Source organism: Bradyrhizobium sp. 157 (assembly GCF_023073815.1).
In the GTDB taxonomy this organism is placed as follows: domain Bacteria; phylum Pseudomonadota; class Alphaproteobacteria; order Rhizobiales; family Xanthobacteraceae; genus Bradyrhizobium.
This window is the reverse complement of record NZ_JADPKF010000060.1, coordinates 138365-150727: the sequence shown is the minus strand read 5'-3', so window position 1 is coordinate 150727 and position 12363 is coordinate 138365. Positions and strand designations below refer to the sequence as shown.

Sequence of the window (12363 nt, the reverse complement as noted above, 5' to 3'; positions counted from 1 at the left end):
CAACAGACAGGCTGCCCACAATGGTGCAACAGCCGGCGCACTCGATCATTGCCGAACTCGAAGATGCCGTCAGAGGCGGTTCATCCGCCAAACGGGTGGAAACCCTACGGCAGGTCACCGATCTTTTCCTCCATGACGGAGAACGCCTCAGCGACGACCAGGTCAAGGTCTTCGACGACGTGCTCTGCCTGCTGATTGCGCGCGTCGAGACGCGGGCGAAGGCCGAACTTTCCAAGCGGCTGGCGCCGCTCGACTACGCCCCGTTCGAAGTCATCCAGCATCTCGCCTGGGACGACGAGATCGAGGTCGCCGGCAGCGTGCTGGCCCATTCCAGCCGGCTCGGCACCGACGTGCTGGTCGAGATCGCCAGCGCCAAGGGGCAGGATCACCTACTCGCCATTTCTGGTCGGGCCGAACTGCCCGCTGCCGTGACCGACGTCATCGTCGACCGCGGCGAAGGCCAGGTGATCCGCAAACTCGCCAACAATGCCGGCGCGAAATTTTCCGACCAGGGCTATTCCACCATCGTCGCGCGCGCCGGCGCCGACGACGAGTTGGTCGAAATCCTCGGTCTTCGCGCCGATTTCCCGGCCAAGTTCATGGGCGACCTGTTGCGACGCGCCAAGGAGACCGTTCGCGCGCGGCTTCTGGCCATCGCGCCGCCCGCGCTCCAGGAAGAGATCAAGCGGGTCCTGAACGAGGTCGCCCGCGAGGCGCCACCGCCGAGCCGCAGCTTCGGCGTCGCCGAGGAGCTCGTGAAGCTGATGAAGGGGCTGAACGAGCTCGACGACGCGGCGGTGTACAAATTCGCCGAGTCGAACAAGTTCGACGAAGTCACCGTTGCGCTTGCGGTCCTCAACGAGATGCCGGTCGAGATGACGGCCAGGCTGATGGAAGGGCCGCGCGCCGACCTGATCCTGATTCCCTGCCGCTCGGCGCGGCTGAACTGGCCGACGGTCGAGTCGATCCTGCGCAATCGGCCGGCGCATCCGATCAGCGAGCAGACGCTGGAGATCGCGCAGCGCGACTACCGCAAGCTCTCGATGGAGACGGCCCAGCGCACCGTTCGCTTCTGGCAGTTGCACAACAAGATAGAGAAGGAACCGATCATCCGGGCGAATTGAATCCAGGGCCGTGGTCATTAAGTAGGCGCGTCACCCCGGAGACTTCGCTTCCGGACTGATAACCCGTATCCGCGTTCGCGGCACGAGATCAGATCACAGGCCATCCAGCGCGCGATCCAGCCAACCGTCGGCGCCGCCTCTGACCCATTCAAAGCCGAGCCGCCGGGTCAGATCGACACCCTCGGGATGAAGCATCCGCACCTCGGGATGTTCGAAACTGTCCGGCATCAGGCAGAACCCGAGGCCGGCCGCCACCATCGCGAGCGCCCGCGCATCGCTGTCGGTCTGCGCCACGACCTTCGGCCGCACCTTCCAGGCGTCGAGGATTCGCGATGCCGACTGCAACTGCTCGCAGTGCACGCGTACGATCAGTGGCTGGCCTGCCAATATCTCCGGAGATACCGGTCCGCGGGGGAACGAGCGTGCGGAAACGGCCAGCGCCTGCCGATCTGCTGCCAATTCCAATTGCCGATGGCCGCGTGCGGCCGACCCGAGCGCCGTCAGGACGACGTCATAGCGGCCATTGGCAAGCCGCTGCTGCAGCTTGGCGAGCGGCGCGTCCTCGGTACGCCATGGCCGTCCCGGCTCGATCGCGCGCAGCCGCTCTAGGCATTGCGCCACGAAGGCCGGCGCAATCGTCGGCAGGATTCCAAGCCGCAGCGGCCTGCCCGGCAGCCTGCCGCTGGACGCCGCCTTGAGCCGTTCAGCCTGGCGCAAAATCGATCGCGAAGTCTCCAGCACCTCTTCGCCCCTCGGCGTGAGCCTCGCGCCGCGCGCATGACGCTCCAGCAGTGCGAATCCCAGTTCGGCCTCGAGGGAGGCTATCGCGGCTGATAGCGTCGGCTGCGTGACGAAGGCCCGGCGCGCGCCGGCACTGAAGCTGCCGGCTTCGGCGACGGCGACGAAATACCTGATCTGCTTGAAGTCCATCCATCGACGATATCTATAGCTCGATATCGGGGCAATCGCGATTGCCTAAGCCCCGCGCTGGTCCGAGCATGGCGCCGGTCAAACAGCCGGAGGGACCGATGGATCATCCCAAACCGCAGATGTCTGTGCACGATGCAATCCGCGAACTGGTCGAACGGGTCACCTACGCGCCTGGCTATACCAGCGCCGTCGGCATAAGGGTCGAGCACGCGGAACCCGGCCATGTCGTGATGTCGCTCGCGAAAAGCGACGGTCTGTTGCAGGCGAACGGTTTCTTTCATGGCGGCGTCATTGCCGGGCTGGCGGACCATGCCGGCGGCGGGGCCGTCACCACAGCCATGCCGCGAGGCCGGTTTGCCGTGACCATCAACCTGCAGGTCAGCTTCCTCGCGCCGGCGAAGGGCGAGAAGCTGATCGCTCGCGCCCGCGCAATTCAGGTTGGAGGCACGATCGGCGTGGCGCATGTCGATCTGGCATCGGTCGCCGACGACGTGGAGACACCGTGCGCGTTGGCGGTCGTGACGCTTCGCGGGGTCGACTTCCCGGCCAAATAAAAGCCAGCTAGGCTGGAGACTCGGGCACGTTCCGACGATGGAACGCGTATTGCTGCGTGTTGCTAAGCGAAGGTGATACGAGGTCACCGGGCTTGCTGATCCGACACATGAGGTGTTCGGAATGGCCGAGGTCGATGCTGTCCGACTGTCTAGCGAATGCAGGTCTCGTTTGATGGACGAGAATGCACATTAAGCAACCGAGCTTTGACTCGGTAAACGCTGACTTTTCTATCGCTAATGTAGTTGTTGAGCTGCTTCGCACAAAGAATGTGCATGAAGCGTCAGTTCTTCGTTTGAAGCACCGCTGGCGCGTTTCATGCGGCGCGTTGAAGAATGTGGATTAGCCAGCAGTTCTTCAAGGATACGGCGAGACCGCGGGTTGCGGTCTCGCCGTAGAATGCCGAGCAAGGCTTAAGATTTGGTATGGAGGTACTGCATCGAACCGGCCGCCGATGTCTCGTGTCCCGGACGCGGTGCAGCGCGCCAGCGATGCGCCGCAGAGCCGGGACCGCTTCGCGAGATGGACCCCGGACCAGCAGCGCATCACTTGCGTGCTGCGCTGCATCCGGGGAATGAGACCGTCAATTCTTCGTCTTATCGACCAGCGCGCCCTTCTTGATCCACGGCATCATGTCACGGAGCTTGGCGCCGACTTCCTCGATCGGATGCTGGGCGAGCTTGGCGCGGGTTGCCTTGAACGAGGTCTGGTTGACCTTGTTCTCCAGCATCCAGTCGCGGGCGAACTTGCCGGACTGGATGTCATTGAGCACCCGCTTCATCTCCCTCTTGGTCTCGTCGGTGACGATCCGCGGACCGGTGACGTACTCGCCGTATTCGGCAGTGTTGGAGATCGAGTAGTTCATGTTGGCGATGCCGCCTTCATAGATCAGGTCGACGATCAACTTCACCTCGTGCAGGCACTCGAAATAGGCCATCTCCGGCGCGTAGCCGGCTTCGACCAGCGTCTCGTAGCCGCCCTTGATCAGCTCGACTAGGCCGCCGCAGAGCACCACCTGCTCGCCGAACAGGTCGGTCTCGCACTCTTCCTTGAAGGTGGTCTCGATGATGCCGGCCCGGCCGCCGCCGATCGCCGAGGCGTAGCTCAGGCCGAGGTCATGGGCATTGCCGGAGACGTCCTTGGCGATCGCGATCAGGCAGGGCACGCCGCCGCCGCGCTGGTATTCCGAACGCACGGTGTGGCCGGGGCCCTTCGGGGCGATCATCAGCACGTCGAGGTCGGCGCGGGGATCGAGCAGGTTGAAATGGACGTTGAGGCCGTGCGCGAATACCAGCGCCGCGCCTTTCTTCATGTTGTCGTGCAGGTGCTCACGGTAGATGTCGCCCTGCAGCTCGTCAGGGGTCAGCATCATGACGAGGTCGGCCCATTTGGCGGCTTCGGCGACTTCCATCACCTTGAAGCCGGCGGCTTCCGCCTTCTTGGCCGAGGCCGAGCCCTTGCGCAGCGCAATCGCTACTTCCTTGACGCCGGAGTCCTTCAGGTTCAGCGCATGGGCGTGGCCCTGGCTGCCATAGCCGACGATGACGACCTTTTTGCCCTTGATCAGGTTCAGGTCGGCGTCGCGATCGTAATAAACACGCATGGTCGTTTCCTCAATCGATGGCCAAAACGGCCGGTTAATCAGGCATTTGGGGGAATAGGACCGCCGGTCGCCCGCGAATTTCCGGCGTTGTCTAGAGCATTTTCCGCGTCAAAGGAAACCCGTTTATGCATGGCCTGGTGCGGCATCATGCGTCCATGAACACCGGGTAGAGCGAGGCCAGGAGCAGCACCGCCATAACGATATTGAAGGCCCGCACCGCCCGGCGGGAGGTCAGGACCGGCCGCAGCGCGGTGCCGAACAGGGCCCAGGCCGTGCAGGACAGGATGCCGAGGATCAGGCTCAGCCCGACCTGGATCGCGATGTTCCAGGGATAGGCGGCAATCGCCGCATAGGCGGTGATGGTGCCGATCACCATCACCCAGCCCTTGGCATTGACCCACTGGAACATGGCCGCGCCCCAGAAAGTCATCGGGCGGCCGCGGGCGCTATCCTGCTCCGCTGAGGGCGGCTCGGACATCGCGATATGGGCGGCCAGATAGATCAGGTAGGCCACGCCGGCATATTTCAGGATGGTCTGCAAAATGGGATAGGCGATGAAGATGGTCCCGAGCCCGAGACCGACCGCGCCGACCATGAAGGCGAAGCCGACCGTGATGCCCATGATGTGCGGGATGGTCGGGCGAAAGCCGTAAGTGAGCCCCGACGACAGCAGCATGATGTTGTTCGGCCCCGGCGTGAAGAACATCACCGTGGCGAACATGACGAAGGCGATCAGGAGCGAATGCGACATGGGGCCTCACGCGATCTTTGGCAGAACTTGTTTTTCTGAAGCCTTGGTAGTTTTGGACAGCAGCATGACGGCGATGCCGCCGACCACGGTGACCATGCCGGCAAGCCGTAGCGGCCCAAAAGTTTCGCCGAACACGACGCTCGATGCAGCGGAACCGACGAACGGCACCAAAAGCGCAAACGGCACCACCTGCGCCGCCCGGTAATCCCGCAGCAGCCGGCCCCATAGCCAGTAGGCAATGCTGGTGGAGACACCGCCGAGACCGATCATGCACAACAGGCCCGTCAGCGACATATGGGTCAGCGCATACCAGGTCGGCTGCGGGCCGTTGCTCACCAGCGTCAACGCAAACAGCGGAACTGCCGCGACCAGACACAGCCACGCGAACAGGTCGAACATCGGCACATCAGGCGCGCGCCGCAGCAGCAGATTGCCGGCCGCGAAGCTGAGCGGCGAGATCATCAATATCGCGAAGGCGTTGACGCTGAAATCATAACCGACGGTGCCGCAGATCATGAGCAGCCCTGCGGTAGCGATAGCAATGCCGACTGTCTGCCCCGCGCTCGGCCGCTCGCGAAACAACAGCGCGGCAAAGCCGATGGTGAACAGCGCCTGGCTCTGCACGATCACGCTGGAGAGGCCGACGGGAACGCCGTGCGCAATGGCAAAAGCCTGGGCGAGAAATTGGCCGAGGAACAGCGTGAAGCTGATCGCGACCAGCACCGTCCAGGAAACCTTGGGCCGCGCCACGAACAGGCAGGGCAAGGCCGCGATGGAAAAGCGCAGCGTCGTCATCAGTTCCGGCGAAAACTCATTGAGCGCGATCCGGCTGGCCACGAAAGCAAGCCCCCAGATCACCGCCACCAGCACGGCGATGCAGACATCGGCCGGTTTCATTTTTTTCTAGCTCTGTTGATCCGGCTTTGGCTTGCGCAGGAGATAGGTGCCGTGCAGCGGCGCGTGATAATCGGCCGATTCCAGCATGAAGCCGATATCGGTCAGCATGCGCTCGATCACCCAGCCGAAGGTCGAGTACTCGTCGCGCATATGGGTGACCACGCCTTCGCGCTGGAAATCGTGGTTCTTGATGGTGAAATCGGCCCACTGCTCGACGTCGCGCTCGGTGCCGTCGGGCATGCTGACGAATACGATGTCACGCAGGTAGAAATTCGCGCCGGGCTTAAGCGCGGCATAGATCCTTGCCAGCGCCACCGCCTTCCAGAAATCCGGCAGATGGTGCAGCGTGAATTCGCTGACGATCAGGTCGTAGGAATTCGGCTGGTAGGCAAAGCTCAGCAGGCCGGCCGGCTGGGTGCGGATCGCTACCTTGCGGTCGCGGGCCTGGATATTGGCAAGCGCCAGCATCGCCGGCGAAATATCTATTGCATCGACCTCGGCCCCCAACAACGCCGCTTCGCAGGCCAGTACACCGTTGCCGCAACCGATATCGGCCACGCGCCAGCCGCGCTGCACGCCGAGCATGGTGAGCGCGGCCCGTGCGCGCTCGTCGCTGTCGTCATGCCGGTCGTAGATCGAGGCGACCGCCGAATCGAGCCCGAGTCGCCGCCTTTGAGTGTAATACCAGTCACGCGCCAGCATGTTCACATCCCCTCAGGCCCGCGCCCGATCGCGGCAACACCAGTGCGCGACACCTCGACAAGGCCGAGCGGGCGCATCAGGTCGATAAATTGACTGATCTTGGATGAATTGCCTGTGATCTCGAACACAAAACTTTCGGTCGTTGCATCGATCACGCGGGCGCGGAACGCGTCCGCCAGCCGCAGCGCCTCGACCCGGCTGTCGCCGCGGCCACGCACCTTGACCATGGCGAGCTCCCGCTCGATCGAGCGGCCGGTGATGGTCATGTCGACGACGCGGTAGACCGGGATCATGCGGTCGAGCTGGTGCTTGATCTGCTCGATCACCGTCGGCGTGCCCGTCGTGACGATGGTGATGCGCGAGAGATGCTTGTGGCTCTCGGTCTCGGAGACGGTGAGACTGTCGATGTTGTAACCGCGCCCCGAAAACAGGCCGATCACGCGCGCGAGCACGCCGGGCTCGTTCTGCACCAGCACCGACAGCGTGTGGGTCTCGTTGGGGTCGTGGCGATCTTCCAGGAAGTAGGCGGATGCGGGCTGGTTCATTGTTGTCCCCTTACATGTCCTCTCGTCACGCCATCGCCGGTTGGGTGGTAGCAGTGCTGTCCGTCCCGATCCATTTGCGGAACAGATCAAAATCGATATTGCCGCCGCTCAGGATCAGACCGACGCGCTTGCCGGCGAGCTTCTGCTTTTCCTGCAGCGCCGCGGCCAGCGGGGCAGCGCCGGCGCCTTCGGCAAGGTTATGCGTGTCGGTCCAGTAGGCGCGGACGGCGGCGGCGACCTCGTCGTCCGTGATCTGCACGATGCGCGCGGCGCCCTTGCGGATGATGGCGAATGCGTCCGGATCGGGAATGCGCGTCGCCATGCCATCCGCCAGCGTGTTGCTGGCTTCGGTGGTCACCACCGTGCCAGCCGCGAACGACAGCGCGTAAGACGGCGCTTCGGTCGACTGCACGCCGACGATTTCGGTTTTCAGCCCGAGCAGATCGCGCGCCATGATGCAGCCGGAGATGCCCGAGCCCTGCCCGATCGGCACATAGAGAATGTCGAGGTCGGGCGCTGTCCGGAACAGTTCGAGCGCGTAGGTAGCGACGCCGAGCACCAGATCCGGATGGAACGAGGGCACCATATGAAGGCCGGCGAACTGGGCACGGCGCTGGGCTTCTTCGGCGGCCGCCTGAAAATCCTCGCCATGCTCGACCAGCTCGGCGCCGAACGCCCGCATGGCGCGGTTCTTCTCCACCGAATTGCCCTTCGGCACGTAAATCACGGCCGGCACGCGGTGACGGGAAGCCGCGAACGCAAGGCTCTGGCCGTGATTGCCACGGGTGGCGGAAATGATCCCTGATATGTTCGGCCGCTCCCGCTTCAGCCGGTCGAGATAGACCAGCCCACCGCGCACCTTGAAGGCGCCGATCGGCGTGTGGTTCTCATGCTTGACCACGACGCGCGTACTCAGCCGTTCGGCCAGCAGCGGCCAGGCATGCGCCGGCGTCGGCGGCACCGCCTGCCCCACGATCTGGTGCGCACGTTCTAGCTCGGCGAGGCTAAACACTTCTCGATCCTCTCGTATGCTCGTCATCCCCGCGAAGGCGGGGATCCAGTATTCCAGAGACGCCCAAGCACAACCGAGACGCCTCGGCGTACTGGATCGCCCGGTCAAGCCGGGCGATGACAATGGAATTTCTGTCTCGCATCCTCACACTCACACCAACGCCTTGCCGCCGGCGAAAGCTGCGGCCGTTGCCTCGTCAGTAGCTTCCACCGGCAGCAGCATTTCGTTATGCGCCTTGCCGGACGGAATCATCGGGAAGCAGTTTTCCAGCGCGGCGACGCGGCAATCGAACAGCACCGGACGCTTGACCTTGATCATCTCCTTAAGCGCGCCGTCGAGATCGCCGGGCTTGATCGCCTGGATGCCGACGCATCCGAAGGCGTCCGCGAGCTTGACGAAATCCGGCAGCGCTTCCGAATAGGAATGCGACAGCCGGTTGCCATGCAGGAGTTGCTGCCACTGCCGCACCATGCCCATGTACTGGTTGTTCAGGATGAAGATCTTGATCGGCAGTTCAAACTGAACCGCCGTCGACATCTCCTGCATCGTCATCTGCACCGAGGCGTCGCCGGCAATGTCGATCACGAGGCTGTCAGGGTGTGCGACCTGCACGCCGAGCGCTGCCGGCAGCCCGTAGCCCATGGTGCCGAGACCGCCCGACGTCATCCAGCGATGCGGCTCCTCAAAACCGAAGAACTGTGCCGCCCACATCTGATGCTGGCCGACTTCGGTCGTGATGTAGGTGTCATGGCCGCGCGTCGCCTCGAACAGCTTCTGAATGGCGTATTGCGGCAGGATGACGTCGTTGCTCTTCTTGTAGGCGAGCGAATTGCGCGCACGCCAGGTGGCAATCTCCTGCCACCAGCTCTTGATGTCAGGCTTCTTCGCCTCCGCCTTGAACACCTGCAGCAGGTCGCCGAGCACATTGCCGGCGTCGCCGATGATCGGCACGTCGACGCGGATGTTCTTGTTGATCGAGGACGGATCTATATCAATGTGGATCTTCTTCGAGCCTGGCGAGAATGCGTCAGTCCGGCCGGTGATGCGGTCGTCGAAGCGCGCGCCGACGCACAGCATGACGTCGCAACCATGCATCGTCATGTTGGCCTCGTAGGTGCCGTGCATGCCGAGCATGCCGAGCCAGTTTTTCCCGGTCGCCGGATAGGCGCCGAGGCCCATCAGGGTCGAGGTGATCGGAAAGCCAGTGACCTCGACCAGCTCGCGCAACAGCTTCGACGCCTCGGGTCCGGAATTGATGACGCCGCCGCCGGAATAGATCACCGGGCGCTTTGCGGCAGCCAATAGCGCCACCGCTTTTCGGATCTGTGCCGCATCGCCTTTCACCCGCGGGGTATAGGATACATGCACGTCGGACTTGCGCGGCGGATGATAGGTGCCGACCGCAAACTGCACGTCCTTGGGCACGTCGACCACGACGGGTCCGGGACGGCCCGTGGTCGCGACATAGAACGCCTCGTGCAGCACCTTGGCCAGATCGTTGACGTCGCGCACCAGCCAGTTGTGCTTGGTGCAGGGACGGGTGATGCCGACAGTGTCGCATTCCTGGAAAGCGTCGTTGCCGATCAGATGGGTGGGGACCTGGCCGGTGATGCACACCAGCGGGATCGAATCCATCAGCGCGTCCGTCAGCGGCGTCACCATGTTGGTGGCGCCTGGGCCTGACGTCACCAGCACCACGCCCGGCTTGCCGGTCGAGCGCGCGTAGCCCTCGGCCGCATGGCCAGCGCCCTGCTCGTGCCGCACCAGGATGTGCTCGACTTCGCTCTGCTGGAAAATTTCGTCGTAGATCGGAAGCACCGCGCCGCCGGGATAGCCGAAGATGTGCTGGACGCCATGATCGATGAGCGCGCGCACGATCATCGCGGCGCCGGTCATCTGATTGGGGTCGTTGCTCTTGTCGGTCATGGTCTGCTCCGGATGCGCTTGTCGGCGCGGCTTCTTTCGGTGTCTGTTTTGGGAAATAAAAAGGGGCCCGAGAGGCCCCATGCACACCGCCTGAATTTGGATGGCCGCTAGCCATCCCCGGCGGTGTGCCTGGGTACGACGACGATAAGGAGTTTGGTAATAATATTACGCATTTTGCGGCTCGGACTTCCCAAAGGTTGCGCGGTTATAGCTGCCGTACCCCGGAAGTCAAGGGAAGCACGCTTTCGGCGCGATTTGGGCAGTGTAGCGGTGTTCCGGGCATTCGGCGAGGGGGAATTTTAGCGTGCAGCCATGCGGGAGGCCGTAGCCCTGGTGGAGCGAAGCGTAACCCGGGGAGGGTCGCCGCTGCGGAGAGAATCCCGGATTGCGCTTCGCTCCATCCGGGCTACGAGAAGCGGGCTTCCACCCACCCCCTCGCCGCCTCCGGCGTCACCCATTCGAACTCCGGCAACTGATGCCGGAACCAGGTGAACTGCCGCTTGGCGTAATGGCGGGTATCGGCGCGGCCGATTTCGGCGGCCTCCTCGCGCGTGATTTCACCCCTGAGGTGCCGGATCAGCGCCGGCACGCCATGGGCCTTCATCGCCGGCAGCAAGGGATCGAGCTTTCGCGCGGCGAGCGCTGCGACCTCATCCAGCGCACCCGCGGCCAGCATCGCGCCGAATCGCGCATCGATCCGCGCGTAAAGTTCTTCACGCTCGGGCGCGAGGAACAGCGCAGAGAATTCGCTCCGAGGCAGCAGCGGCGGCAGGCCCTCGCGATGCCAGTCCGGCAGTGTGCGGCCGGTGGCTTCCACGACTTCCAGCGCGCGGGCGATCCGGGTGCGGTCGCGCGGCTTCAGGCGTTCGGCGGAGACGGGATCGCGCCGCGCCAGCTCAGCGTGCAGCGCTTCGACGCCGTCGCGTTCCAGCCGCGCCCGAACGTCGTCGCGCACCTCGGCCGGGATCGGCGGCACCGCGGACAGGCCGCGTGTCAACGCCTTGAAGTACAGGCCGGAGCCGCCGACGAAGATCGGCAGGCGTTTTTGGCCGCGCGCCTCCGCCAACGCTTTTGCTGCATCCTCCACCCACGCTCCGGCCGAGAAATTGACCGAGGCGTCGACATGGCCGTAGAGCCGGTGCGGCACGCGCGCTTCCTCCTCCGGCGTCGGCCGCGCCGTGATGATGCGGAGATCGCGATAAACCTGCATCGAATCGGTGTTGATGACGATGCCGCCGGTCTTTTGCGCCAATTCGAGCGCCAGGGCCGACTTGCCGCTGGCGGTCGGCCCTGCGATAAGCACGGCCTTGCTCAAACCTAGCTGATACTCCTGCATGTCCCTGGTCGCCACCCTCATCTGCAATCCGACCAACCCAGCGCTCGACACCACCATCGTCGACGGCGCAATGGCTGTTCTCCCCTCGCCGGGAACAGCGCAATGGCTGTTCGACGAAGTGGCAGTCGACATTCCCTTTGACAGCCAGGTCAAGAGCCCGGAGGAGATCAAAGCGATCGAAGCCCGCCTGCAACAGGCGCGCGGCGACCTGCCGATCGACATTGTGGTGCAGCCTGCCGCGTTCAGGCGCAAGAAGCTTTTTCTCGCCGACATGGATTCCACCATGATCGGCCAGGAATGCATCGACGAGCTGGCCGACTTTGCCGGGCTGAAGGCGCATGTCGCAGGCATCACCGAGCGCGCGATGCGCGGCGAGATCGAATTCGAGCCAGCGCTGCGCGAGCGTGTCGCGCTGCTGAAGGACCTGCCGGTCAGCGTGGTCGATGAGGTCCTGGCAAAGCGCATCACGCCGACGCCGGGAGGCCGCGAGCTGGTTTCCACCATGCGCGCCAACGGCGCCTGGACCTGCCTGATCTCCGGCGGGTTCACCCTGTTCACCCATGCGGTCGCGGCCAAGATCGGCTTCCAGGAAAACCGCGCCAACGAATTGAAGGTACGGGACGGCAAATTCAGCGGCGAGGTGGCCGAGCCGATCCTCGGCCGCGCTGCCAAGCTGGCTACGCTCATCGAACTTCGCGAATCCTTCGATCTCGACGAGATCGACACGTTAGTAGCCGGCGACGGCGCCAACGATCTGGGCATGATCCAGGCGGCGGGATTAGGGGTCGCCTATCACGCCAAGCCAGCGGTGGCCGCCGCTGCCGCCGCGCGGATCGACTATGGCGATCTCACCGCGCTGCTGTATGCGCAGGGGTATCGGCACGAGGAGTTTGTGGGGGGATAATCTCTCAACTGTCATCACCCGCGAAAGCGGGTGATCCAGTATTCCAGAGACGTCAGCGATAGAACCGAAAGGCTGCGGCGT

Annotated in this window: 12 protein-coding genes; 3 read left to right on the top strand and 9 right to left on the bottom strand. The window is 63.8% G+C overall.

Annotated elements, in window-relative coordinates:
- The first annotated feature begins 20 nt into the window (after positions 1-20).
- Positions 21-1124 (top strand): DUF2336 domain-containing protein, encoded by a 1104-nt coding sequence (locus tag IVA95_RS13110; RefSeq protein WP_247510854.1) that lies wholly within the window; start codon positions 21-23, stop codon positions 1122-1124.
- Between the two features lie 93 nt (positions 1125-1217).
- Here IVA95_RS13110 and IVA95_RS13105 read toward each other — a convergent pair whose 3' ends face one another.
- Positions 1218-2054, bottom strand: a complete 837-nt coding sequence (locus IVA95_RS13105) for a LysR family transcriptional regulator (protein ID WP_247510853.1) — start codon at positions 2052-2054, stop codon at positions 1218-1220.
- A 98-nt stretch (positions 2055-2152) separates the two neighbouring features.
- Between IVA95_RS13105 and IVA95_RS13100 the strand changes: the two genes are divergently transcribed.
- Positions 2153-2608 (top strand): PaaI family thioesterase, encoded by a 456-nt coding sequence (locus IVA95_RS13100; protein WP_247510852.1) that lies wholly within the window; start codon positions 2153-2155, stop codon positions 2606-2608.
- A 581-nt stretch (positions 2609-3189) separates the two neighbouring features.
- On the opposite strand, the gene ilvC is transcribed toward IVA95_RS13100, so the two are convergent.
- The 8 genes from ilvC to miaA all read right to left on the bottom strand — a co-directional run bounded on the left by ilvC (position 3190) and on the right by miaA (position 11378).
- Positions 3190-4209, bottom strand: a complete 1020-nt coding sequence (ilvC, locus tag IVA95_RS13095; RefSeq protein WP_247510851.1) for a ketol-acid reductoisomerase — start codon at positions 4207-4209, stop codon at positions 3190-3192.
- 145 nt (positions 4210-4354) lie between these two features.
- Positions 4355-4960, bottom strand: a complete 606-nt coding sequence (locus IVA95_RS13090) for a LysE family translocator (RefSeq protein WP_247510850.1) — start codon at positions 4958-4960, stop codon at positions 4355-4357.
- Between the two features lie 6 nt (positions 4961-4966).
- Complete coding sequence (locus tag IVA95_RS13085) at positions 4967-5857, bottom strand: EamA family transporter (RefSeq protein WP_247510849.1); 891 nt, start codon at positions 5855-5857, stop codon at positions 4967-4969.
- A 6-nt stretch (positions 5858-5863) separates the two neighbouring features.
- Positions 5864-6559, bottom strand: a complete 696-nt coding sequence (locus tag IVA95_RS13080) for a class I SAM-dependent methyltransferase (protein WP_247510848.1) — start codon at positions 6557-6559, stop codon at positions 5864-5866.
- Between the two features lie 2 nt (positions 6560-6561).
- Positions 6562-7104, bottom strand: coding sequence for an acetolactate synthase small subunit (ilvN, locus tag IVA95_RS13075; RefSeq protein WP_213254354.1), 543 nt, complete (start codon positions 7102-7104; stop codon positions 6562-6564).
- Positions 7105-7129: 25 nt separating this feature from the next.
- Entirely contained in the window at positions 7130-8116 is a 987-nt protein-coding gene (locus IVA95_RS13070) for a threonine dehydratase (protein ID WP_247510847.1), read from the bottom strand.
- A 150-nt stretch (positions 8117-8266) separates the two neighbouring features.
- Positions 8267-10042, bottom strand: coding sequence for an acetolactate synthase 3 large subunit (locus IVA95_RS13065; RefSeq protein ID WP_247510846.1), 1776 nt, complete (start codon positions 10040-10042; stop codon positions 8267-8269).
- 406 nt (positions 10043-10448) lie between these two features.
- Positions 10449-11378: a tRNA (adenosine(37)-N6)-dimethylallyltransferase MiaA gene (miaA, locus tag IVA95_RS13060; RefSeq protein WP_247510916.1), complete on the bottom strand. Its 930-nt coding sequence runs from the start codon at positions 11376-11378 to the stop codon at positions 10449-10451.
- Between miaA and serB the strand changes: the two genes are divergently transcribed.
- Positions 11377-12282 carry a phosphoserine phosphatase SerB gene (serB, locus tag IVA95_RS13055; protein ID WP_247510845.1) on the top strand — a complete coding sequence of 302 codons (906 nt, stop codon included), beginning with the start codon at positions 11377-11379 and terminating at the stop codon, positions 12280-12282. The genes miaA and serB overlap by 2 nt on opposite strands.
- Positions 12283-12363: the final 81 nt, after the last annotated feature.

What these genes read in the sequence shown, in the direction of transcription:
- IVA95_RS13110 (WP_247510854.1), top strand. Translation starts at nt 21, where the DNA reads ATGGTGCAACAGCCGGCGCACTCGATCATTGCCGAACTCGAAGATGCC.
- IVA95_RS13105 (WP_247510853.1), bottom strand. Translation starts at nt 2,054, where the DNA reads ATGGACTTCAAGCAGATCAGGTATTTCGTCGCCGTCGCCGAAGCCGGC.
- IVA95_RS13100 (WP_247510852.1), top strand. Translation starts at nt 2,153, where the DNA reads ATGGATCATCCCAAACCGCAGATGTCTGTGCACGATGCAATCCGCGAA.
- ilvC (WP_247510851.1), bottom strand. Translation starts at nt 4,209, where the DNA reads ATGCGTGTTTATTACGATCGCGACGCCGACCTGAACCTGATCAAGGGC.
- IVA95_RS13090 (WP_247510850.1), bottom strand. Translation starts at nt 4,960, where the DNA reads ATGTCGCATTCGCTCCTGATCGCCTTCGTCATGTTCGCCACGGTGATG.
- IVA95_RS13085 (WP_247510849.1), bottom strand. Translation starts at nt 5,857, where the DNA reads ATGAAACCGGCCGATGTCTGCATCGCCGTGCTGGTGGCGGTGATCTGG.
- IVA95_RS13080 (WP_247510848.1), bottom strand. Translation starts at nt 6,559, where the DNA reads ATGCTGGCGCGTGACTGGTATTACACTCAAAGGCGGCGACTCGGGCTC.
- ilvN (WP_213254354.1), bottom strand. Translation starts at nt 7,104, where the DNA reads ATGAACCAGCCCGCATCCGCCTACTTCCTGGAAGATCGCCACGACCCC.
- IVA95_RS13065 (WP_247510846.1), bottom strand. Translation starts at nt 10,042, where the DNA reads ATGACCGACAAGAGCAACGACCCCAATCAGATGACCGGCGCCGCGATG.
- serB (WP_247510845.1), top strand. Translation starts at nt 11,377, where the DNA reads ATGTCCCTGGTCGCCACCCTCATCTGCAATCCGACCAACCCAGCGCTC.
- miaA (WP_247510916.1), bottom strand. Translation starts at nt 11,378, where the DNA reads ATGCAGGAGTATCAGCTAGGTTTGAGCAAGGCCGTGCTTATCGCAGGG.